Here is a 23399-nt window from a genome sequence, read left to right as displayed (position 1 = left end):
GCTCTTATTCATTTTTACCTCTTTCATAATATTTGGTTGTTCTAAGAATTCTCAGAAAACAAAATCCATGGATTTTCGCAGTTTTAAACTTCAGGCTCCTAAAGACTGGAGCAAGTTGAAACTGGGTGCATATGATAGTAATGCCGGAATTATCATTACAAAAAATAATGATTCGATTTTTTATGATTACGGACCTTATTCCTATACATTAGAAGAAAATGTCACGATTATTAACAGAAAAGATTTCAACAAACTTCTAGCAGTGAATCCAAAGGCTGATACAACACAATTTATTGTCATTGATAAAAATGTAAATAGAGAAGATTTTGTCAAAAGTAAAATAACCTATAAAAAAATTGATGGGTACAAGGTAAAAATATTAGAGCCCAAACAAGTGGGAAAAGGAATAACAGGAGTTTATATTGACAGCCTCAAGACTGGATCAATAGGAAAAATCAGATTCAATCTATATGGTACAAATCTGAAAAAAGAAAGTCAGGTAGAACTTTTAAAAGCAATTCATACATTACAGTTTACACAATAATATTCAGGACACAGAAAAAATCAGATTTCTTTTTTTTATGTTACCCAATTAAAAAAAACATGAAAATAAAAATTCTTCTCATTTTTTTATTCTTCGTCAATGCTGTCAAAGCACAAATCACGGAGAAAATAACCATTCCCAATGGCATAGTTTATCATTATGCAGATGATAAAATCAACGAAAAAGTAAAAAAATTACTTACCGAAAGCCTTACCAATACCAACAGTTATGATGTACTGGGAAATAATTTAATTATAGGACCAACTCTGTGGAAAAGATTTAAAAATATAGAAAACTTAAAAAGTATTCCTGATAGTTTGATTTTCTATATAGATGATGTGGAAATTGAGGGGAAAATGGCCAAGAAACCGGATGACTCAAAAAAGATATGGAATGAATTTAAGAAAGAAGTTTCTGGAAATTATCAGATTAGAAAAGCCAATGAAGATGAATTAAAATACTATTGGTCTACCATTTCATTTGACATCGAAGAGCCTTTATTCATTCTGCAAACCGAAAACCAGCGTTATATTTTAAACTTTCTGAAAAAAAATCAGACATTATTCTGGCTTGATGAGTTCCCGTATAAAAACTCTTACAATAATCCTATTGATAACGGAACCTATACAACGGAAGGAACAATTAAAACCTATAAAAATGGCAATGAAGTGTATGTTACCGATAAAGGAAACAGAGAAACTAAACTGGAAAAGGTCATATTTTTGACCGGTGATTCTGAATTAAAGGCGAATTCTTCCATTGAGGATATTAAGTCTGTTATTGACAAAACCAACAAGATATTTGAGAAATTGTTTAAAAATTCCAAAAGGGAAGGAAAAATAATGGTCCAATTTGAATTAGGAAAAAAGAAAAATGACATTCAGTTTGCAGTTAAAGATGATCTGGATCTGGAAATTATGAAAGAATTCGAAAAACAGGTAAATGAAGAAAAATATCCGAATTCTAAAAAAGATACCATCAAGTTCCAGCTGCTTTATAAGGTTAATTCTTACAACGAAACCGAATAAACTTTCTTTTTATTCTATTTTCGCTATCTACTTATTTGTAATTTAGCCGCTGAGAAAAAACAAAACCCATGAAACTGTATATTTTATTTGCTCTTCTTTTTATTTCCAGCATAGTAACAGCACAAGAAAAAGAATATCCATCCATCAAGAAAGGAGATTTTCCGGAAGGTATTTATATGACTCTGGAAGATGTTTTAAATAAAAAACCATCTTCAACTGAAGAAGTGTATTTCAAAGCCTGCCAGAAATGTGATTCTCTTGATCTGCCGGAAAAAGCATTCTTTTATTTCAAACAAAAAAATAAAAGAGTAAAAATTCCATTAGCTGTTTCGCATAAAGGAGAAATGTATTTTCAGACTTATCGGAAATATACCAACAAGAAAGACAATGGATATGATCCTGACCAGTATTCAAGATTTTGCAAAGTTTTAAACTATGGAAGATTCATTTATTTTGAAGAAAATATGAAAGGCTTATGGTCCAAGGCTTTTTTGGGAGCATTAAGTCCTCTTACCTACTCTATCAATGGGAAAACCAAAGGAATTGTTTTAGATTTAGACAATAAAGAATTTAATATTCTGCAAAATTGTGATGATTTAAATGATTTCTTATCCAAGCACGATATTCCTGAATTCCAATGTAATTCAGAAACCTTTACCATTGGAGATTTGAGAACAAAAATTGAAGAAATCAATTTGCCTTATCGATAAGCTGATGTTGACAATATATTGAAAGCTGTTCCGTTACAAGAGCGGCTTTATTTGTTTAAAATTTAACCTATGAAAAAAGCATTATTATTCATTCTACCCTTTATATTCAATCTTCTTACTGCTCAGAACAATGACAATATATGTAAATACTTATCTGAAAACCTTAAAGAAAAACCTTTAGAATGTATTGATAAATCGACCTTTAAAGAAAATAATGAAGTATATCAGTTTTTCAAATGGTCTGCATTTCGAGATAATCATTTACTCAGGATAGAAAAAAAAGGACACAAATATATTCTTGTCAAAAAGAAAATATATACAAGTGAATACGATCAGAAGACAGGTGAAAAAAGAAATTCATTGTTTACCATTCTTGTACAGAAAAATTTAACTCAAAAACAATACGTACAATTCATGAAATTACTATCTGAAAATCATTTTTGGCTCAATAACAATTATGATGTTCCTTCAAATTGTACAGACGGAAATGGAATATTTATTTATGCAATGAAGAAAAACAGTCTGTTAAAAATGAGCAATGGCAATTGCGCCCCTCATAATGAATATCTGAATGATCTGTATCAAAAAATAACCGAACTATTTAATGTATAGAATAATAAAAACATCAAATTGAAAACGATATCATGAACAAAGAAATTATTTCTTTATTGAAATGAAAAATCAAAGCTTTACTCCAAAGATAATCTGTCATATTCTTCTTTATATCCTGCTTTTCTTTTGTATATGTTGTACAGAAAAAATAAAGGAGGACAACCGTTTTGTTGCCTATCAGGTAAATCCTGAGAAACAAAATATACGGTTGTATTGGAAAAATAATAAAGGGGAAATTCTGAAAAGTCTTGATCATCTGAAGAATGATGTTCAGGCTAAACAAGAAAAATTAGTATTCGCTATGAACGGAGGTATGTTTGAGCCAGATAACTCTCCAAAAGGGCTGTATATTGAAAATTCTAAAATTACAGAAAAGAAAATCCGTTATCAGTTCAAAGGGAAGTACTTTAAAAAAATATAACATGAAAAAAATCATTGCAGCTACATCCCTGGTATTAGTTCTTACACTTTACAAATACCCTGTTTATGATGACAAAAAAATAACATTTGCTATTATTTTTCTTTGTTTTGTTGTTCTTGTATTTTCCATTGCTAAACTCTATTCTCCTGAAGAAAAAGGTTATGATACATTTGAAAAGGAAATGGATAGCCTGCATACATTTGATGGTATCTTTCAATACACAAAAGATGGATTTTATTTCAAGCAAAATAAGGAAACAGAGTTTATAAAATGGGATGAAATAATATCTGTATATTCTTTCATTATTCCGTCTCCGTTTGATAAAAAACAATCCGGACTGGAAATAATCACCAATGAAAAATATTATGAATTTGATCATAAGGTAACCCCAGGAATAGTAAAATTAACAGATCAACTTTCCTCGAATCTTCCTACCTGGGAACTGGATTCGCTATCGGTTAGGATTAATAATTTCGGGCTTGAGAAAACAAAGTTATATGAAAAAAGACTTGCTTAAAGATTGATAATTATGCCCATCACCATTAAAATAAAAAATAAAACCAACTGGGTTGTAACCATTATATTGAGCTTAGGATTGCTCCTACTTACTTTTATTATCCTGATTATTATTCCTCTTACAAGCCTTCAGGAGGAAGGTTTCTTTTTTATTTTATATTATATTTCATTTACAGCTCCCCTTGCAGCATTTTTTATACTATTCTTGTATATCTGGTTATGGAATACCTTTGGAAAAACAATACTTATTATTGAGCCAGAACAAATAACAGTACGATATAAAAACAAGTTATTTGCAAGCCCAAAAATTTATGCAAAAAAAGAAATTGATCAGATTCAGATAAAAGATTTTCAGATAAAAAAATATAAATTCGGGGTTCGTTATCACTTTTCTCTGAGTGGCTCAACCTATTCTGTTGTTTTTATACAAAATCGCAACGAAATAAGAGTTGTAGATTGGATCACCGACACCAAAGCTTATGAAATAACAGATCAAATAAAAAAAATGTGGTATTAAAAAATGTATAATCCAACCCGAAGAAATAGAAATATTGGCACAAAAAAACAGGGACATGGTCAAAATAATAAATTGACAATTTCCTCTCCTTATGGAGATCTCAAATCTTTTTATGAAAAGCTCACTGATTATCGAAAAGAAGTACGGCTTATCAACAATCATGAATTTGTATTTATAATTGAAAATACCCGTAAAAATTCAATGCATTCTTGCTCCATCAATGACATTCAAAAAATTATAGAAAATATCCCTGCAAATGATTATGGAGAATTAAAGTATATCATTTTAAGGCAGCCCAAAAGAAAGGAAGAAATACTTTCGCCAGTGTGGGGAAGATTAATTTATAGTTACAATTTCGAAAATGAATATTTTCCCGCCATCATTCTAGACGCTATTGATTTGAAAAAACAATTATCATGGCCAAAGAAACAGACAATAGAAAATCAACAGGAATTTGAAAGGTTAAAAACAGATGGTCATACTTTTACGGAAACAAAAAGAAATTTCATAGCAGAATTCCAACCTCAAAATATTAGAAATACTCAGCTTTATAGAACTTTGCCACATGAATTTAGACATTATGTTCATTATTTGGAAGTTGTTGAGAGACCAGGATACAAAGATAATGAAAAAGATATGGATGGTGATGCATGTGACGAAAGAATGGATCTTTATTTCCGGATTCCCAAAAATGAAAAAGAAAAATTTGCTCACACTTACTCAGAGAAATTTAAAAACAAACTTATCGATGAAAATAAAATTCCTTTTGATCCACTAGATTAAAAAACTTGAAGGAAAACTTACGAAAATACAGTTGTAAATATTTTTTAAAACCCCATGTAATATCATCACACTTAAAAGTGTCTTATTTAAAAAAATTACATGAAACCTATTCTCACCTGTATCGTTTTAATGCTTGCGGTACATCCTCTTTTTTCACAAAAATCCAAAAAACTGAAACAGTTATTTTCAACATATGAAAAAGCAGGATTGTTCAGTGGTTCTGTTTTGATTGCTGAAAAAGGAAAAATTATTTTTGAAAATAGCTACGGCTATAGAAATGCTCCTAAAAAAGAGAAAAATACCAATAACAGTCTTTACAGAGTTTTCTCCACCACAAAAATGTTCACGACAACTGTTATTTTTCAGTTAGAAGAACAGGGAAAATTATCTTTAAACGACAAACTTTCCAAATACTATCCTGACTTTCCAAAAGGTGACAGCATTACCATTGCCCAGCTGCTTTCCCACACTTCAGGAATTCCCAATGATACCAACTCTGAATACACGATAGATGAAGAAACATTTTTAAAATATATTGCTGCAAAACCTTTGAATTTCTCCCCTGGTAAGGACTGGGATTACTCCAATTCCGGGTATTATATTCTCGGCTATATCATTAGGAAAGTTACAGGTCTGAATTATGATCAGGTCATAGAAAATAATATCCTGAAACCTCTGAAAATGAATCATAGTGGATTCAATTTCAATAATGTAACGGATGAAAACAAGGCATTTGGATATGAATTTTTATCAGCTAAAAGGTCTAACGAAGCATTGCGCTTCAAAACCGATCATCCTTTTGCTGCCGGAGCGATGTATTCTACGGTAGAAGATCTTTTTAAATTTAATGAAGCGTTAAAAAACTATACCCTTTTTAAAAAAGAGACCACAGAAAAAGCTTTTACACCTTATCTTAAAGATCACTATGGCTTAGGTTTCCAGATCTCTACAACTTTTGATAAAAAAAGGGTTGGCCATGATGGTGGCGGACCTGGTTACAGAAGCCGATATTACAGAGTTCTGGATGATGATATTTGTGTGATTGTAATTTCCAATTCAGAACTTTCGCACTCCGATTTTATTATTCCTCAGGTAGAAAAAATACTGTACAATAAACCATATAGCATTCCGGCCATTGCAAAAGTGAGTGCCGAGGATTTAAAAAAGCTGGAAGGTGTTTATTCCACAGAAAATTCAAATTTTTATATCACCAGTAACGATGGACAACTTGTTTTCAAAGAAGGCAGCTATCCAAGAAATGCCTTATTGCCAAAAAGCAAAACATCTTTTCAGCTGGATGAAAAATTCACCTGTACGTTCCAACCGGATCAAAATGGAAAAATAAATACCGTTGTTATTCATTTTTGGGACGGAACTGTAAAAACGGCGAAAAGAAATACCAATACTCTTACGTGGGGAATTATTGGAAACGCCACTCCAAACGGTTGGGAAGGAAAAGATATTCCGTTACAGACAGATCTTAAAAATCCGAATATTTATTTTCTGAAAAACTATACATTGAAAAAAGGTAATTTAAAATTCAGGTTTAATAATGACTGGGGATACAGCATTGGTCTGAATAATGATAATAAAAGTATTGCCTTTGATGCTTATGATTTCCCAATCCATGAAGATGGAATTTATGATATTGTTCTTGACATGACCAACGCCATAAAACCACAATACAGCATCCAAAAATCGAATCCGTAAAATCACATTCATAAAGTAAAAAATACACATTTTCAAACCATTCTATTTAAGAGTGGTTTTTTATTTTAACTATTCATTAATATTTTTATTATTTTTATCTCACACAAAATCAAACCACAAAATATAGTCTATGCCTCATTTTATTATAGATTGTTCACAGGATATTCTTCAGCAGAGAATTCCCGATGAATTGATGGATGCCGTTTACGGAGTGGCTGGCGCTACTGGTTTGTTTGCTCCCAATGATATCAAAATAAGAATCCAGCCTTATCAGTATTACAGATTAAGGGAAGGCAAAAAAAATTTTCTTCATGTATTCGGGTACATCATGCAGGAACGAAATACAGAACAAAAAGCCAGTCTGTCAAAACAAATCAGTATCCGGCTTTCAGAATTGCTGCCTGATATTTCTTTTCTTTCTGTAAACATTAGTGATTTTGAAGCAGCAACCTACAGCAACAAAGCACTCATCAATCCTGAAAACATTAATAAAGACCGGCATTTCGGATTATAGCACCTTCTTAAAACCTACAAAATATTAATACTATGAGCCTAAAAACATTAGTCAACAAAAGCGTACAGTACAACAACTGGGTAGTCAATAAATACATTGACTGGTTATCCACAAAGTCTGACGAACAGCTGAATCAGGAGACAATCTCCAGTTTCCCGACTATCTTAAAAACCCTGCATCATATCTGGCAGACCCAGGAATACTGGTGGAGCCATATTTCAGAGAATAATGATTTTGATTTTACCCAAACAACAGACACCAGCAGTAAAGAAGATGTTTTTAATGCGATAAAAAACAATTCTCAAAAACTGGTGGATTATGTGGAAAGCTTATCTGAAGAAGATCTTGCAAAAAATGTAAAGATAGAATCCCAATGGTTTCAGTGCAATTTTTCAAAATACGAATATATCCAGCATGCTATTCTTCACGGAACATATCACAGAGGACAAATTGTAACAATGGGAAGAAATATCGGAATCACGGATGCACCCATGACCGATTTTAATTTCTGGAATATTTACAAAGATCAGCAATAAAACCAATCAATTTGTGGATAAGTCTGATAAAGAATTTCACATCATCAACTTAAATACTATTAAATCATTGATTTAAAATAATTTAAATCAAAAACAAACCGTTATCCACATTTCAAAATATCTGTGGATAACTTTTCATCCTTGAATATACCCCTGTGGATAAACTATGGATAACTTTTTAATGAATTAAAAAATTATCCATAATTACCTGTATTTCTTTAATTTACAATAAATATAAATTTTCGCAAAATTTCCATAATACAAGATCATGTTGATAAGTTTTGTGGATAACTTATCCGCATTTTTAGAGTGAGTTTCCATTTATCTGCGGTAACAATTCTTATATGATCACTGCGATTTGTAAATTTGATTTATAATAACCAATACTCACAATTTTAAATGGAAAAACACACAGTATCATCAGACGGTCAGAAAATATGTTACAAAGAATCCGGAAGCGGAAAAACAACCCTAATCTTCATTCATGGATGGCTTGGGAATACTGAATGGTGGGACGCTCAGCAAAAATATTTAAACAGTCAGTATCACATTGTACTAATGGATCTCGCAGGGCACGGAAAATCTGATTCCTCAAGAAAGGAATGGACGAGCGCCGGATATGCTGATGACATTAAAGCAGTTGCCGATACTGTGAAATCAGATGCAATCATTCTTATAGGACATTCTATGTCCAGCGCCTATGTACTTGAAGCTTCTTTGAAAATACCAAAGGTAAAAGCTCTGATTCTGATTGATACCCTGAAAAATCTGGATGAAGCTTTCACAGAACAACAGGCTGAAGAAATTTTATTCACACAGTATATGACGGATTTTAAATATGCGGTGGAAAACTTTTTGCCTCAATACCTGTTTGTTGAGCAAACTCCTGCTAACGTAAAAGAAAGACTGCAGTACGAATTTCTTCAGAATAAGCCTGAACTAGCCATCAACCTTCTCAGACCTCTATATAAAACGGATTTCAATACCATTGCGAAACAAGTTCAAATACCAGTTATTGCCATCAATTCTGATACCTCTCCTACTGATCTGGAAGCAAACCGTAAATATTTGAAAAACTATGATTATGTTATTATCGAAGGAGTCGGACATTATCCTATGCTGGAAAAACCGGATGAGTTCAATGCTATTTTAGATAATGTCCTGAAAAGACTGATTTGAAATATATGATAAAAATGATAACTAAAAAAATGGGAAACCATGGCTAAAGCAAATAAAACTAACGAAACTGACGTAAACGTAACTGATTTCATTAACTCATTTGTAGAAAAAAATGAAAAAAAATCGGATAGCTTTCAATTAATACAATTGATGAGTGAATGGTCGGGATTTGAGCCTAAAATGTGGGGACCAACCATTATCGGATTTGGAAGTTATCATTATAAATATACAAGCGGACATGAAGGCGATATGCCGCTCATAGGCTTTTCACCACGTAAAGCAGAGTTTTCACTGTATGTTTATTCGCCTACCGAAGAAAGCAAGCGGTTATTGGATGACTTTGGAAAATTTAAAATGGGAAAATCCTGTATTTACATCAAGAAGCTTTCTGACATCAATATTGACATCTTAGAAAAAATATGCAGGACAACCATTGCTTATTTAAATGAAAATCATGAATGTGCCTGTAGAGAAAAATAATGTAAGCTGATTCGTCATCAATTTCTTCTCCAATTCAAAAAACTTCCCGAAATTAGCAGTCTGTGCGTTAAATACTATTCAATGAAATAAAAATTTAAATTACAACATACAGCAAAACTTAGTATAAGTTTTCTTCGGGGCAGGGTGTAATTCCCTACCGGCGGTTACAGTCCGCGACTCCTTTCTTCTGAAAGGACTGATCTGGTGAAATTCCGGAACCGACAGTTAAAGTCTGGATGGGAGAAGAAAATGAGATGACCAATAAGAGTCCTAATGGATTCTTGTTGCGTTGTATTTCATTTCCATGTACCGAAGAGTATTTTAACTTTTAAAAGTAAAATAACATGGAAAAATTATTAGAACAATTCGGAGCTAGCTCCAGAGAACGTGTAGAAAAAGCACTTCAAACATTACAAAAGGGAAAAGGTATTCTTTTAGTAGATGACGAAAACCGTGAAAACGAAGGTGACATCATCTTTCCCGCTTCCACGATTACAGAACAGGACATGGCACTTCTAATCCGTGAATGCAGCGGGATCGTCTGCTTATGCATTTCTGAAGAGAAAAGCCGCCACCTCAACCTTCGCCCTATGGTGGAAAACAACAATTCAAAAAATCAAACTGCCTTTACCATTTCCATTGAAGCTAAAGAAGGTGTGGAATCAGGAGTTTCAGCAAAAGATCGTATAACCACAATCAAAACAGCGATAGCATCAGGCGCACAGGCAGAGCATATTGCCAGCCCCGGGCATGTTTTCCCGCTGATTGCCAGAAAAGGTGGTGTATTTGAAAGACGTGGACATACCGAAGGAAGTGTAGACCTTGTAAAAATGGCCAACCTGGGTGAAGATGCTGTACTTTGCGAACTGACTAATGAAGATGGTTCTATGGCAAGACTTCCGGAAATTGCAGACTTTGCTCTCAAAAAAGGAATGAGTGTGGTAACCATTGAAGATATTTATGCTTACCGTAAAATGGTAATGAGTAACTAGACCTAAACATTTTTTAACGCACAGACCGCCTGTTGAACCGATCAACAGGCGTTTTTTATTAAAAATCCAATCAAAAGGCAATTAATTTGATAATTGAATGCCATTTTTTATTTACATTTAACAAAAATTTTTGACTATGAGAAAATCTTTACTCCTTTTATTAGGAGCTTCTGCCATGTTTTCTGCGCAGATTACGCTTACAAAAGCAGCCAATGATCCTATTTCCGGAAATATTGTTAATTACAATATTGCAAACGGAGGCGTAAACAACTCTGCTACAGGAGCCAACGCTACATTCTCAAACGCGGGACTTACGATGGGGGCAGCATCACAAACAACCTATGCAACTCCTACCTCTACTGAAATAGCAACATTTCCAGGTTCCACCATTAAGATGATAGACGGTTCTACAACCGTTTATTATAAAGCTTCATCCACTAAACTGGAAATTACAGGAATTGTAAATACCCAGGCAACTTTAAACTTTAATGTGGACAATGGAACTTATATCAATTATCCAACAACTTACGGACCGGCACAAAACGACACCGCTAAAGGTACTTTCTCCTCATCTTCTGCCAGCGGATTGTTCAGTGGCACAATGACAGCTATTGCTGATGCTTACGGAACTTTAATTATAGGTAATCAAACATACAGTAATGTTCTCAGAGTAAAATTCACACAGAATTTCAATCTGTATTCATCTCTGGATGTTATTTATTCTAACCCTATCGGAACCATTACCAATACAGCTTATGGTTATTACGATGCATCTCACAGATATGCTTTGCTAAATTCTACAACCGGAAATATCAGTGTTCCAATATTGAGTATCAACCAGACAGTAGCAACTTCACTGGCTTTAAACGAAACATTTCTGGCGGTAAACAATGCAGTGAAAAAAGAAAACCTAGTGGTTTATCCAAATCCTGCACAGGATTTTATCAGTTTCAAAGGAAATACAGATCATTATTCCAAAGCAAATATTTACAGTCTGGACGGAAAACTGGTTAAAACTTCAGACGTAAAATCCGGAAATATACAGATCTCGGATCTTCCTCCTGCATCCTATTTCATTCAGATCAATGGAAAAAATGCTGCTGACACAAAGAACACGAAATTCATTAAGAAATAATAAAGCAAAATCCCCGCTCCTACAAATGAGCGGGGATTTCTTATTAACATTCAAAATAGCTTCTAAAAGGTAGCTGCAGGAGCAGTTTCGTTATTAAGCTTTCGCTGAATTTCTGTTTTTTTTCCTTTCGAGAAATCATAACTCAGCCCTAATACAAACATGGATTTATTGTTCATAATCTGTGTATGTACCTTATAATCTACCAGGCTTTCCGATAAACTTTTTGTTTTATACTCTGAAGGCATTCCTATCCAATACATCCCTGTGGAAAAGGTCCAGCTTTTATGTTTATAGCTCACAAAAATATTATTTTGGTTTTCATTCGTATTCAGGAATGCTCCACTAAGGCTATACACCGGAATATTGAACTGGTACTGAACGGAGAAAGATTTATATTCTGAAGAAATCGAAAAATAATTTCCCAAATAATCATTCTTTATCAAAACACCTTTACTTGTTTTCACAGTTTCGGAAGTAGGTGTGATCACAGCCTTTATAACCAAAAGGCTATTCCCGAAAGGTTTATAAGAACCTGTTAACTGAACTCCATATCTCTGAGCATTTTTTCCGTTTTCGTAAGTTAATGCATATCCATTCAACACCTCATCCTGAACATAGTACTGATTGATCACCCTGTTGGTATATCGGTAAAATAAACCTGCATTAAAATCAAAATACTTATTATTAAAAGAATAGATAAGGTTATTAGAAAAAACCTGCTGGGATTCTAAAAAAGGATTTCCCCTCTGAACAATATTAGGTACCAACTGTACCACATTACTACTCAAAGCATTACTCCATGGACTTACCGGATTATAACTTGCCGTAAAACGAAGGTTGTGATTTCCTTTAATCTGATAGGCTAAAATAACCTTTGGAGTAAAAGTCCATTCATCAAAAGTATTTTCTGCACTTTTATTGTGAATATTGGTAAGCCCTGCTCCGATACGATAGCTAAATTGATCAACTTTTCCGGCAAATTCACTATAAAAATACTGTTCCAGATAGTTGACATTGTATTGGGAATATCCTGCAAGATTATTCAAATCATTGGATATAGAAGACCTTGAAATACGATATCCGGATGAAAGTTTTCCTGCCTTGAAATCATGTATATGTGCCAGCTCCCCAACCCAGCCCGTTTGTTTTGCTTTCAATACCATATCATTATCATACACAGACAATCCTGAACCTACTATCCATTCTTTGGCTGTTTCTGTAGTATTGGTAGTATAATGAGAACCTAATACATTAATACTTAACTCATCTTTTTCACCAATTTTTTTAGAAAAATAAAGATCCAGCTTAGGAATCACATAATCCGAACCATTATTTTTGAACATATTGTGTTCTTCCTTCAAATTATCTTCAGTAAAGACACTTTGTCCTACTCCTTTCGAAAATCTGCTGAAAATATCCATATTCAGCTTTGTCTGAAAAGAATAATCGTCAGGAACAAATCTCGTATAACGCAAAGCAATATTCTGGAAAGTATATCCAAAATGATCTTTGCGGTTTTCATCAGAGCGGTAATGCTTCCCGTTCAGCTGATAATCATAGATACTGTTGACTCTTCTGTCATTATAATCTCTGAGGTTGAGGGAATACTCAAGTCCGAAATTATTTTTTCCTTTTGTATAATTCGCATAAGCAGAACCATTCACAAAACCGGTATTCAAAGCCGCAGACACATCTGCCCCGAACATATACCCTGTTTCTGTAGATTTTGTCAGAATATTAACTACCGTATCTGCTCTTGTCGCCCATCTTGCAGGAGGAATATCATAGTACTCTACTTTCAAAACCTCGTTGGGCGCAACACTACGGATCTGCATATCTGTAGCTTCAATCCCGTTGATAAGAAATAGTATGGTTCCTCCTTTAGTACTCGTAATGGTGTTTTCTACCGGATTCAGCTGCAATTCCGGAAGGGTACGAAGCAGATCTTTTGCATACCGGGCCTTTTCCAGTGCTTCTTTATCAAAAGTATAAACAGCTTTGTCTGCAAATTGCTTTTTACGCTGTGATTTCAAAATAACTTCCTGAATCTCTTTAGTGGCTGCTGCATCCATTGTATCATTCTTCTTCTCTTGTGAAAATATAAAAGCACTGCAAAGAAAGAAAATGGTATATATAGTTTTTTTCATGTCTGAAGATGAATTATACTATCAGGACAATCAATTCCCGGTAAATATTACATTTATAAAAGCAAACAAATAAATAATTGACCTATTTTTCTTTAAATTCAAATTATTATGTTAAATCCAGCCCGTTTTTTGCTGGTACTTTTTTTACATCACAAAATATTGAGTCATGAAAAAAGCATTTCTATTAATTCCGTGCTTCCTGTTTTCTGTTCTGGGAGCTCAGGAAATTCATAACAGCGCGGCAGAGAAGATGAATATCATCAAGACCAATGGTACGGCTTATGCATTCAGAAATATCAATCTGTCTTATGAAAGAGCCATTAACCAATGGTTTTCTGTGAATATCGGATTCGGGACTATGACTGAAGGGAAAGTCCCTTTTATCAATGCTTTTCTGAAAGATAAAGATGAAGAAAGATTCCAGAATCTGAGAGTAAAAGCTACCAATTTCACCATAGAACCCCGGTTTTATATTGGAAAAGGCTATGGGAAAGGTTTCTATTTTGCACCGTATTACCGTTATTCAAGTGTTACCTCAAATACTTTTAATTTTTATTATGACTACAATGGTCCTGACGGGAACACCTATCCAATTCCTCTAAGAGGCCAGGGAGACACCAAAGGCAACAGCGGTGGGTTAATGGTAGGCGTACAGTTCTTTCTGACCAGAAGTCAGAATCTTGTCCTTGATTTCTGGATCGCAGGAGCTCATTATGGAAGTGGAAAAGGTGATTTTACCATGACCTCAGATTATGTGCTGACACCTGATATGCAGGCTGAGCTTAAAAAAGAAATTGAAAATCTGGATATTCCATTTGTTAAGTATACCGTAGAAACCAATGCCAATGGTGCCAGAATAAAAGTGGACGGGCCGTGGGCAGGTTTCAGAAGCGGACTTTCCATTGGATATAGGTTTTAGAAAAATCATTCTTATTTGGGATTAAACCGCTCTTTTAAGAACGGTTTATTTTTTCCTGAAATTTGTATCTTGGATGCCATTATTAAAAACTTTCTGGAAATACTTCTATGGACTCACACTCAATCACCACAGGCCAAAGGATCAAAGCCATCATTGGCGGATCTATCGGAAATCTTGTTGAATGGTATGACTGGTATGCGTATGCAGCCTTTGCCATTTATTTCTCCCATTCATTTTTCCCGGATTCTGACCTGAATGCCCAACTGATGAATACCGCAGGAATATTTGCTGTCGGTTTTTTAATGCGCCCAATCGGCGGATGGATGTTCGGAAGTATTGCAGATAAAATCGGAAGAAAAAAAGCAATGACGCTTTCCGTTCTGCTGATGTCTTTTGGATCTCTGCTGATTGCTCTTACACCTACTTATCAGTCCATAGGTATTCTCGCTCCTTTATTACTTTTACTGGCAAGGTTACTTCAGGGATTAAGTGTTGGCGGTGAATATGGGGTTTCTGCAACTTACCTCAGCGAAATGGCCACGCAGGACAGAAGGGGATTTTATTCAAGTTTTCAATATGTCACTTTAATTGGCGGTCAGCTTATTGCTTTAGGTATTCAGCTTATTTTACAAAAACTATTACTCACAGAGGCTCAGCTTGAGGAATGGGGATGGAGAATTCCGTTTGTGATTGGAGCAATGCTTTCTATTATTGCATTATATCTTCGCGCCAACCTTCATGAAACCGAAGCTTTTGAGAATAAAAAAGAAGTCAGCGAAAAGAAAAAAGGAACAGTGAAAGAACTGATGAAACACCCTAGAGCATTACTTACCGTTGTAGGGCTGACATTAGGAGGAACACTGGCATTTTATACCTATACAACGTATATGCAGAAATTCCTGGTGAATACCGTACACCTTACAAAGGAAGAATCTACATTAGTCTCTTTTATTTCACTCTTTATATTTGCATGCCTTCAGCCTGTATTTGGAGGTTTATCTGACAGGATCGGAAGAAGACCACTTCTTTTAGGCTTTGGTATTTTGGGTACTTTGTGTACCGTTCCGCTTCTTACAGCACTAAGTACAACCACATCAATCTGGGGTGCATTTTTCCTGATTATAGCAGCTTTAATTATTGTAAGCGGCTACACATCCATCAATGCAGTAGTAAAAGCAGAACTTTTTCCTTCTGAAATCAGGGCACTTGGCGTTGGTTTGCCGTATGCAATAACAGTTGCGGTATTTGGTGGAACGGCAGAATATATTGCACTCTGGTTTAAAAAGATGGGTTCTGAAGAATACTTTTATTGGTACATTACCGGATGTATTCTTTTTTCACTGGTTGTTTATATCGGAATGAAAGACACCAAAAAAACGTCAGCACTGGATAAAGATTAGTATCAGAAAATTATAAAAAGCGAGCGCCGCAGAAAATCTGTGGCGCTCGTTCTATTTTTAATGATAGGCCTGTTTAAATTTTTCAATCATACTATCCAGATTATGACGCTGGACGTATATGCTTTTTATCTCTTCATACCTCGGTGATTTGTAGAAAACCTCGTGAAAATCCATACTACCGTTTCCTACTTTTACCACTTTCTGTACTTCGATATTCAACTTTCTTAATTCGTCTTTGAAGACTTTAAATTCATCTTGGATACTACTGCTCATTAATATTTATAGTTTTTTAGTTAAAAATTCCTTTTACCCCTTCAAATGTCAGGGGTAACATCTCAAATTCCGAATAAAGTTAGTAAATTTATCAACACAAAGTAACACTCTGGTAATATTTTATTGTTTTTTTTATAAATAGCTAATCGATATTATTCAATTGATGTATATTTCGTATTTTTAACCTTACAGAAAATTGTCACAACCTTATACAAACCATGAATATTAAAGCATTTTTCTCTTTATTCTTTTTCACGCTGCTTACTTTCCTTCATGGTCAGAAAATGGAATTTAAAGCACCGGATTATGCTGTCATTCAAAAAAATATTGAAGATAAAAGTTCAGAATTCTATTATCCGAAACTTTTAAAAAGATTAAAACAGAACGATACGCTCCTTACCAGGAATCAATATCGTCATCTTTATTTCGGATATACATTTCAAAAAGCATATCAGCCTTATAAAACAGGAAAGAAAGCTGAAGAAGTTGCCAAGTATTACCGAGGCGAGGGTATTTCACAAAAAGATCTGTCCAAAGGAATCCAGTTATTTCTCGATGCTTTGGATGAAAATCCACTGGATCTGCGTGCTATGAATTATCTGGCTTATTTATATCATTTAAATAAAGACGATGCCACTGCTGAAAAAATTGCGGGAAATTTCCACGGATTATTAAATGCTATCCTTACCTCCGGTGACGGACTTACATGTGAAACAGGTTTTCATGTTATTTCCGTAACGGATGAATATGTACTTTTAAACAGATTCCAAATGGAAACAAAATCACAAAGTCTGAAAGGAAAATGCGACTATCAGGAGTTCGAAAAGGACAAATACAAAGTGGGAGGATTTTATTTTGACATCAGCAGATTCTACGGAAGAATATTAGATTAATCATTTTCCGGGAATGTGTTTTTTATGTATGAATATACTTCAGGAATGACGGTTTGGATCAGGTATTCTCACTTATGCAGTAACACTTTTCTGGACTCGCTTCAATTGGCTTTATCTGAAACCACTAACCATAAAGAAACAGCAGGGTAAACTTGGCGAATTAATTAATAAATTTGAAGAGATCAATAATCAATTAAAAGAATCATGATATCTTCAGACAACAAAAATCATTGGGAAAATGTATATGAAACCAAAAGTCCGGATCAGGTAAGCTGGACTCAGAAAAAGCCTCAGAGATCACTTGATTTTATAAGATCTTCCGGATTGGGAAAAGAAGCCAGCATCATTGATATTGGCGGCGGAGACAGTAACCTTGTTGATTTTCTTCTTGAGGATGGTTACGAAAATATTACCGTACTTGATATTTCTGCCAAAGCTCTGGAAAAAGCACAGCAAAGACTGGGTGATTCTGCAGGTAAAGTAAAATGGATTGTCACTGATATTACGGATTTCGAGCCTACAGAAAAGTATGATATCTGGCATGACAGGGCTGCTTTTCATTTTCTCACAACCCCGGAACAGGTTTCCAGATATATTGGTATTGCAGAAAAAAATGTGAACAATTTTATAATCGTCGGAACTTTTTCGAAAAACGGTCCAACGAAATGCAGTGGATTGGATATTCAACAGTATGACGAGGAATCATTATCAGAAAAATTTGAAAAAAGTTTTAAAAAATTACAATGTATTACTGAAGATCACACGACTCCTTTCGAGACCATTCAGAATTTCATATTCTGTAATTTTAAAAAGCAGTAACGAGTGTATTATTTAGATAAAAAAAGAGAATCATTACTGGCTCTCTTTTTTGTTTATCTCATTTCAAAGGAATGATTATTCTTCCTGATTATAATTCTTTTTCTTCTTCCACTTCTACTCGCAGCTGGGCTTTGTAAAGAGTGGCATAGTAACCGTTCTTATCCAGAAGTTCAAGGTGCTTGCCTTCTTCCACAATTTTACCATGCTCCATCACAATAATCTTATCTGCTTTTTCAATAGTGGAAAGTCTGTGGGCAATAATAATGGAGGTTCTGTTTTTGGTAATTTTCTCTGTTGCTCTCTGAATCAGTTTTTCACTTTCGTGGTCAATAGAAGATGTGGCTTCATCCAGAATTAAAATTTTCGGATCTGACAGATAAGCTCTCAGGAAAGACAGCAATTGTCTTTGTCCTAAAGAGATGGATGAACCTCTTTCACTTACTACATAATCATATCCGCCGGGAAGCTGCTGGATGAATTCGTCTACTTCAATTTCCCGTGCACCTGCTTTTATTTTATCCAGTGTTATACTGTCATCCCCGAAGGCAAGATTTTCAAAAATACTTCCATGGAAAAGGAATACATCCTGCAATACCACTCCGATATGGCTTCTCAGATTATACAATTCATAATCCTTTAAATCCACATCATCAATGAGAATATTTCCGGAGTTGATATCATATAATCTTGTAATCAGGCTGATGATGGTAGATTTTCCGGCACCAGTTGCCCCTACAATCGCTACCGTTTCTCCCGGGTTTACTTTAAAATCTATTCCTTTCAGCACTTCCTGCTTTTCATCGTAAGCAAAGTGTACTTTTTGGAATTCAATTTTTCCGTCAAAGTGATCTTTCTTCACGGTGCCGTTATTCGGCATTGAGTTTTCTTCATCCATTAATCCCAGTACTCTTTCCGCTCCTACAATTCCCCGCTGGATATTGTTAAAGCGGTCTGCAATCTGTCTTAATGGACGGATCAGCATTGAAATATACTGGATAAATGCAATTACAACTCCTGCACTGATGGTAATATATCCTCCATAGAAAAGAATAAACCCTATGAATAATGAAGAAATAAGTTCCACTACAGGAAAGAACAGTGAGAAAATAAATACCGTTCTCAGTAATGCTCCTTTCAGCGTAATATTGATATCATCAAATTTCTTAAACTCAGATTCCTGTCTGTTGAAGACCTGAATGATCGACATTCCTGCCAGTCTTTCCTGAACAAAAGAGTTCTGATTGGCCGTCCAGTTTCTCTCATCCCCGAAAGCTTTTTTCAGTCTTTTCTGGAAGAATCTTGTAATCACAACCATTAAAGGTAAAATGGCCAGCGTAATATAACTCAGGTGAACATTGGTACTGAACATCATAATCAGTACAAACAAAATTCTCAGAATATCCCCAAATACCATCAGGAAACCATCTGTGTATACCGTTGCAATGGTCTCCACATCTCCTACAGCACGCGTTACCAGCTGCCCGATAGGCGTTTTATCAAAAAATGAGGTCTTAAAATAAATCAGCTTGGCATATAAACGCTCTCTGATATCCCTGATTACATTCTGCGAAATGAAATTTGAAAAATAAACCAGGAAAAAGTTTAAAACTGTTTCAGCAAAGACCAATCCAACAAGGATATAGATATGTTTCATCATCAAAGCCTTATCATGCAGCTTTGTAATATCATTATCCACCACCTGCATGGTAAGATAAGGCCTGTAAGTAGAAACGATAGAAAGGAATATGGAAATGATAAGGGTAAGGATGAACCATGAACGAAATTTCATTCCGATAAAGAACAGCCTTTTTATAATTCCCCAGGTATCTTGTTTTTTCATTGTACGAATCGAAAGAAAGAATTAAAATAAAATTCTATGCAAAAATAAGACATTATAACCGGACCGCCTTTACAACTTCTGCAAATCGTAATAGAAAATATAAGATACCTACTATTTACAATATGAATATATTAAACACTTTTTTCCATTCAGACCAGTATATATTTTTCATCAATTGCAAACCTCTATTAATAGTAAAACTCTTTTTATTAAAGGATAATCTTAATTTCCAATACTCAGATCTTACTTATCCGAGATCTTTCCTATTTCTTCAATTTCGATGATTGGTTTTACAGATCTTTCTTTGACAAATTTATTTTCAAGGAATTTATAAACACCCCAAACAGCGACAATAGAGATTAACCAGCCAATGATATTCACGGCGGAAAATCCTGTATAATTAACATTTTCTGCGGATTCAGGATCTGTTAATCCCATATACATACCATAACCGAAACCTAATAAAAGCTGAGTACCCAGATAAATACCGATGGCCAGAATACCATACTGCCACTTTGTTTTTCCAAACCTTTCTGCTAATTGCGCATAATATCGGTAAGCGCCGATAAGAATAAAAATTGATAACATGATTATTATTTTGTTTTTAGTTTTTATTTAAAATTCATATCCCACATCTACAAGATACAGCCCGTGCCCTGGTGCTGAAGTTCCTGCAGCGTTCCGGTTTTTATCTTCAATTACTTTACGAAGATCTTCAGGTTTCAGTTTTCCTGTTCCAATTTCCACCATCGTTCCGACAATAGCACGAACCATATTTCTCAGGAAACGATTGGCAGAAACGGTGAATTTCAGCTCTGAACCATTCTGTTCCCACTCTGCTTTGTATATTTTACAGATATTGGTTTTGTTGTCGGTTTTTAATTTGGCAAAGCTGGTGAAATCTTCATATTCAAAAAGAATTTTGCAGGCCTCATTCATCGCATCCATATCCAGCCCTCTTTTCCAGTGCTGCCATGCAGATTCCTGAGTGAACGGATTTTTTTCCAAGGAGATATAATATTCGTAGGTTCTGTAAGTCGCATCAAAACGGGCATGAAAATCATCTTTTACCGGAAAAATCCTTTTAATGGAAATATCGGGTGGAAGAAAACTGTTCAGTCTGCGTGTAAGCTGATCATCCAACTCTTTTCCGGTATCAAAATGGGCAAATATTTTTTTGGCGTGAACTCCTGTATCTGTTCTTCCTGCTCCTGTTGTTTTAATCTCTTCGCGCAAAATTGTAGACAGCGCTTTTTCCAGTTCTTCCTGTACAGAAATAGCATCCGGCTGTATCTGGTAGCCGAAATAATTCTTCCCGTTGTAAGAAAATTCAATAAAGTATCTCAATGTATTGTAATAACTCCACAAAAATACTTTAATTTAACGAAATATTTGTTGAAAAGTCTTCGAGAATATTACATCAATGCTTATGAAAATTCCTATTTTTGCAATCGTATGAAAAGATGGTACCTTTATCCTTTTTCCCTTGGTTATCATTTGGTAACGGGTATCCGGAACACAATGTATGATCTGGGAATTTTTAAGTCGACGAAATTCAAAACACCGATAATCAATGTCGGAAACCTTTCTGTGGGCGGAAGCGGAAAGTCACCCATGGTGATGTATCTTGCTCAGCTCCTATCCAAACATTACAGAACCGGAGTGCTTTCACGTGGCTACGGAAGGCTTACCAAAGGCTATGAAGTAACGAATTACGAAAGCAACTACAAAATGGTAGGTGATGAAGCAATGCAGCTTTTTGAACGCTTTAAAAACCGTTTCGTAATTGCCGTTTCCGAAGAACGTGTTCCCGGAGCCAAAAAAGTGATTGATGACATGGATCTTGAAGTTCTTGTACTGGATGATGCTATGCAGCACAGAGCCATTAAGGCCGGATTCAATATTCTGATGACTGATTTTAATGATCCTTTTTTCAAGGATTATATTCTTCCTGCCGGAGATCTTAGAGAATCAAGAGCAGGTTATAAAAGAGCAAACATCATCATGGTCAGCAAATGTCCTGATGAACTCACAGAAGAAACAAAAAGGTATTATATCTCAAGAATAAGACCTTCTTACGGACAAAAAGTATTCTTTTCATCCATCGGCTATGACGAAAATGTATACGGAAAAGATAAAATGCTTCCGGATAACAACCTGAATTATTATGATATTTTACTCATTACCGGAATTGCCAATCCTAAACCGCTTCTGGAACATCTGGCAAAATTTTCAAAAAGGGTGAAACATTTAAAGTTCAGAGATCATCATAATTTCACAGATGATGATATTAAAAAAATTATTGCTGAATACAAAAAACTCGGAGAATATAAACTGATATTAACCACGGAGAAAGATTATGTACGTCTGAAAACTTTTGACTATCTTAGAGATATTGTTTACTACTGGCCTATCAATGTACTTATTGATAAGAAAGAAGAATTCAACCAAATCATCTTAGATTATGTTAGAAAAAATTAAAGAGACCGCAGATTTTATTAAAAATATCATTCAGGAAACTCCTGATTTTGCAGTTGTTTTAGGATCCGGTCTTGGAAAGTTACAAAATGAAGTAGAACCCATCCACGTTTTAGAGTACAAAGACATTCCCCATTTCCCACAAACTACTGTTGCCGGACACACCGGAAAACTGATTTATGGACTTCTGGAAGGAAAAAAAGTACTGATGATGAGCGGACGTTTCCATTATTACGAAGGACATTCAATGGAGACGGTCACTTTCCCGATAAGAGTTTTTCATCTGCTGGGAATTCAAAATCTTATTCTTTCCAATGCCTGCGGCGGGGTAAACACTGCCTATAGCGTGGCAGATATTGTTATTCTGAAAGATCATATCAATATGATGCCCGAGCATCCGTTACGCGGAAAAAATATAGATGAGCTTGGACCACGTTTTGTGGATATGAGCGAGCCTTACAACAAAAAAATGATTGCCATTGCGGAACAGGCAGCTGCAGATCACCAGATTAAAATCCATCAGGGAGTTTACGTGGCATTACAAGGTCCAACTTTTGAAACTCCTGCCGAATACGGAATGATTAAAGCCATTGGTGGTGATATGGTAGGAATGAGTACTGTTCCCGAAGTCATCGTTGCCCGACATATGGGGATGGATGTATTCTGTATTTCTGTCATCACCGATCTTGGCGGGCCAGATGTTGCTTTTGCCGTTTCTCACGAAGAAGTTCTGAATGCAGCCAACAAAGCAATGCCGAATGTAATTGCTGTTGTCAAAGGTTTGATTAAAAACTATCGGTAAAAATAACCTAATACTACAACTGAAGACGTAACATTCCCATCCTCTGGAGGGGTGTCAAAAATTCTTTGAATTTTTGACGGGGTGGTTTTCACACTCCCACTCTCCCATCCCATAGAATCCATCAATATTATAAATTTTTCCTAATTCCAGA

The 23399-nt window shown here is 34.9% G+C and carries 26 protein-coding genes and 1 riboswitch; of the genes, 21 read left to right on the top strand and 5 right to left on the bottom strand.

Annotated elements, in window-relative coordinates:
• Nucleotides 1-67: 67 nt before the first annotated feature.
• The 15 genes from BW946_RS04665 (at nt 68) to BW946_RS04595 (ending at nt 11677) form a co-directional block, all read left to right on the top strand.
• On the top strand, nt 68-544 hold the full coding sequence (locus BW946_RS04665; RefSeq protein WP_139325963.1) for a hypothetical protein: 477 nt from the start codon (nt 68-70) through the stop codon (nt 542-544).
• 59 nt (nt 545-603) lie between these two features.
• Nucleotides 604-1572, top strand: coding sequence for a hypothetical protein (locus tag BW946_RS04660; protein ID WP_076595041.1), 969 nt, complete (start codon nt 604-606; stop codon nt 1570-1572).
• A 68-nt stretch (nt 1573-1640) separates the two neighbouring features.
• Nucleotides 1641-2282: a hypothetical protein gene (locus tag BW946_RS04655; protein WP_076595040.1), complete on the top strand. Its 642-nt coding sequence runs from the start codon at nt 1641-1643 to the stop codon at nt 2280-2282.
• 69 nt (nt 2283-2351) lie between these two features.
• Nucleotides 2352-2894, top strand: a complete 543-nt coding sequence (locus BW946_RS04650; RefSeq protein ID WP_076595039.1) for a hypothetical protein — start codon at nt 2352-2354, stop codon at nt 2892-2894.
• Nucleotides 2895-2955: 61 nt separating this feature from the next.
• Complete coding sequence (locus tag BW946_RS04645; protein ID WP_076595038.1) at nt 2956-3315, top strand: hypothetical protein; 360 nt, start codon at nt 2956-2958, stop codon at nt 3313-3315.
• Between the two features lies 1 nt (nt 3316).
• The gene (locus tag BW946_RS04640; protein WP_076595037.1) at nt 3317-3832 is read left to right on the top strand and encodes a hypothetical protein; all 516 of its coding nucleotides are present in this window, start codon (nt 3317-3319) and stop codon (nt 3830-3832) included.
• Nucleotides 3833-3844: 12 nt separating this feature from the next.
• Nucleotides 3845-4348, top strand: coding sequence for a hypothetical protein (locus BW946_RS04635; RefSeq protein WP_076595036.1), 504 nt, complete (start codon nt 3845-3847; stop codon nt 4346-4348).
• A gap of 3 nt (nt 4349-4351) precedes the next feature.
• Nucleotides 4352-5131, top strand: coding sequence for a hypothetical protein (locus tag BW946_RS04630; protein WP_076595035.1), 780 nt, complete (start codon nt 4352-4354; stop codon nt 5129-5131).
• A gap of 99 nt (nt 5132-5230) precedes the next feature.
• On the top strand, nt 5231-6841 hold the full coding sequence (locus BW946_RS04625) for a serine hydrolase (protein ID WP_076595034.1): 1611 nt from the start codon (nt 5231-5233) through the stop codon (nt 6839-6841).
• Between the two features lie 130 nt (nt 6842-6971).
• Nucleotides 6972-7355, top strand: a complete 384-nt coding sequence (locus BW946_RS04620) for a 5-carboxymethyl-2-hydroxymuconate Delta-isomerase (protein ID WP_076595033.1) — start codon at nt 6972-6974, stop codon at nt 7353-7355.
• A gap of 32 nt (nt 7356-7387) precedes the next feature.
• Nucleotides 7388-7891, top strand: coding sequence for a DinB family protein (locus BW946_RS04615; RefSeq protein ID WP_076595032.1), 504 nt, complete (start codon nt 7388-7390; stop codon nt 7889-7891).
• Nucleotides 7892-8290: 399 nt separating this feature from the next.
• A complete protein-coding gene (locus BW946_RS04610) occupies nt 8291-9070 on the top strand; it encodes an alpha/beta fold hydrolase (protein ID WP_076595031.1) in 780 nt (259 codons plus the stop codon).
• Nucleotides 9071-9109: 39 nt separating this feature from the next.
• On the top strand, nt 9110-9550 hold the full coding sequence (locus BW946_RS04605; protein WP_076595030.1) for a DUF1801 domain-containing protein: 441 nt from the start codon (nt 9110-9112) through the stop codon (nt 9548-9550).
• A 126-nt stretch (nt 9551-9676) separates the two neighbouring features.
• A riboswitch (FMN riboswitch) is annotated at nt 9677-9802 on the top strand.
• Between the two features lie 92 nt (nt 9803-9894).
• Nucleotides 9895-10542, top strand: a complete 648-nt coding sequence (gene ribB / locus BW946_RS04600) for a 3,4-dihydroxy-2-butanone-4-phosphate synthase (RefSeq protein WP_076595029.1) — start codon at nt 9895-9897, stop codon at nt 10540-10542.
• A gap of 136 nt (nt 10543-10678) precedes the next feature.
• Entirely contained in the window at nt 10679-11677 is a 999-nt protein-coding gene (locus tag BW946_RS04595) for a T9SS type A sorting domain-containing protein (protein WP_076595028.1), read from the top strand.
• A gap of 62 nt (nt 11678-11739) precedes the next feature.
• On the opposite strand, the gene BW946_RS04590 is transcribed toward BW946_RS04595, so the two are convergent.
• Nucleotides 11740-13824, bottom strand: a complete 2085-nt coding sequence (locus BW946_RS04590) for an outer membrane beta-barrel protein (RefSeq protein WP_076595027.1) — start codon at nt 13822-13824, stop codon at nt 11740-11742.
• A 166-nt stretch (nt 13825-13990) separates the two neighbouring features.
• Between BW946_RS04590 and BW946_RS04585 the strand changes: the two genes are divergently transcribed.
• Both BW946_RS04585 and BW946_RS04580 read left to right on the top strand, forming a co-directional pair.
• Nucleotides 13991-14743, top strand: coding sequence for a DUF3575 domain-containing protein (locus BW946_RS04585; RefSeq protein WP_076595026.1), 753 nt, complete (start codon nt 13991-13993; stop codon nt 14741-14743).
• Nucleotides 14744-14850: 107 nt separating this feature from the next.
• A complete protein-coding gene (locus BW946_RS04580; protein ID WP_076595025.1) occupies nt 14851-16143 on the top strand; it encodes an MFS transporter in 1293 nt (430 codons plus the stop codon).
• A gap of 57 nt (nt 16144-16200) precedes the next feature.
• Here BW946_RS04580 and BW946_RS04575 read toward each other — a convergent pair whose 3' ends face one another.
• A complete protein-coding gene (locus BW946_RS04575; protein ID WP_076595024.1) occupies nt 16201-16416 on the bottom strand; it encodes a hypothetical protein in 216 nt (71 codons plus the stop codon).
• 218 nt (nt 16417-16634) lie between these two features.
• On the opposite strand from BW946_RS04575, the gene BW946_RS04570 reads away from it, so the two are divergent.
• Both BW946_RS04570 and BW946_RS04565 read left to right on the top strand, forming a co-directional pair.
• Nucleotides 16635-17309, top strand: coding sequence for a DUF4919 domain-containing protein (locus BW946_RS04570; RefSeq protein WP_076595023.1), 675 nt, complete (start codon nt 16635-16637; stop codon nt 17307-17309).
• 204 nt (nt 17310-17513) lie between these two features.
• Nucleotides 17514-18128: a class I SAM-dependent methyltransferase gene (locus tag BW946_RS04565; RefSeq protein WP_076595022.1), complete on the top strand. Its 615-nt coding sequence runs from the start codon at nt 17514-17516 to the stop codon at nt 18126-18128.
• 88 nt (nt 18129-18216) lie between these two features.
• Here BW946_RS04565 and BW946_RS04560 read toward each other — a convergent pair whose 3' ends face one another.
• The 3 genes from BW946_RS04560 to truA form a co-directional block, all read right to left on the bottom strand.
• Entirely contained in the window at nt 18217-19968 is a 1752-nt protein-coding gene (locus BW946_RS04560) for an ABC transporter ATP-binding protein (RefSeq protein WP_076595021.1), read from the bottom strand.
• 243 nt (nt 19969-20211) lie between these two features.
• Complete coding sequence (locus BW946_RS04555; RefSeq protein WP_076595020.1) at nt 20212-20556, bottom strand: hypothetical protein; 345 nt, start codon at nt 20554-20556, stop codon at nt 20212-20214.
• A gap of 27 nt (nt 20557-20583) precedes the next feature.
• The gene (gene truA, locus BW946_RS04550) at nt 20584-21315 is read right to left on the bottom strand and encodes a tRNA pseudouridine(38-40) synthase TruA (protein WP_076595019.1); all 732 of its coding nucleotides are present in this window, start codon (nt 21313-21315) and stop codon (nt 20584-20586) included.
• Between the two features lie 108 nt (nt 21316-21423).
• On the opposite strand from truA, the gene lpxK reads away from it, so the two are divergent.
• Together lpxK and BW946_RS04540 are read left to right on the top strand one after the other, a co-directional pair.
• Nucleotides 21424-22449, top strand: a complete 1026-nt coding sequence (gene lpxK, locus BW946_RS04545; RefSeq protein WP_076595018.1) for a tetraacyldisaccharide 4'-kinase — start codon at nt 21424-21426, stop codon at nt 22447-22449.
• Complete coding sequence (locus BW946_RS04540) at nt 22433-23248, top strand: purine-nucleoside phosphorylase (protein WP_076595017.1); 816 nt, start codon at nt 22433-22435, stop codon at nt 23246-23248. The genes lpxK and BW946_RS04540 overlap by 17 nt, the downstream gene beginning before the upstream one ends.
• Nucleotides 23249-23399 lie beyond the last annotated feature (151 nt).

The organism is Chryseobacterium sp. RU33C, assembly GCF_900156015.1.
In the GTDB taxonomy this organism is placed as follows: domain Bacteria; phylum Bacteroidota; class Bacteroidia; order Flavobacteriales; family Weeksellaceae; genus Chryseobacterium; species Chryseobacterium candidae.
This window is presented reverse-complemented; position numbering and strand designations above follow the sequence as displayed.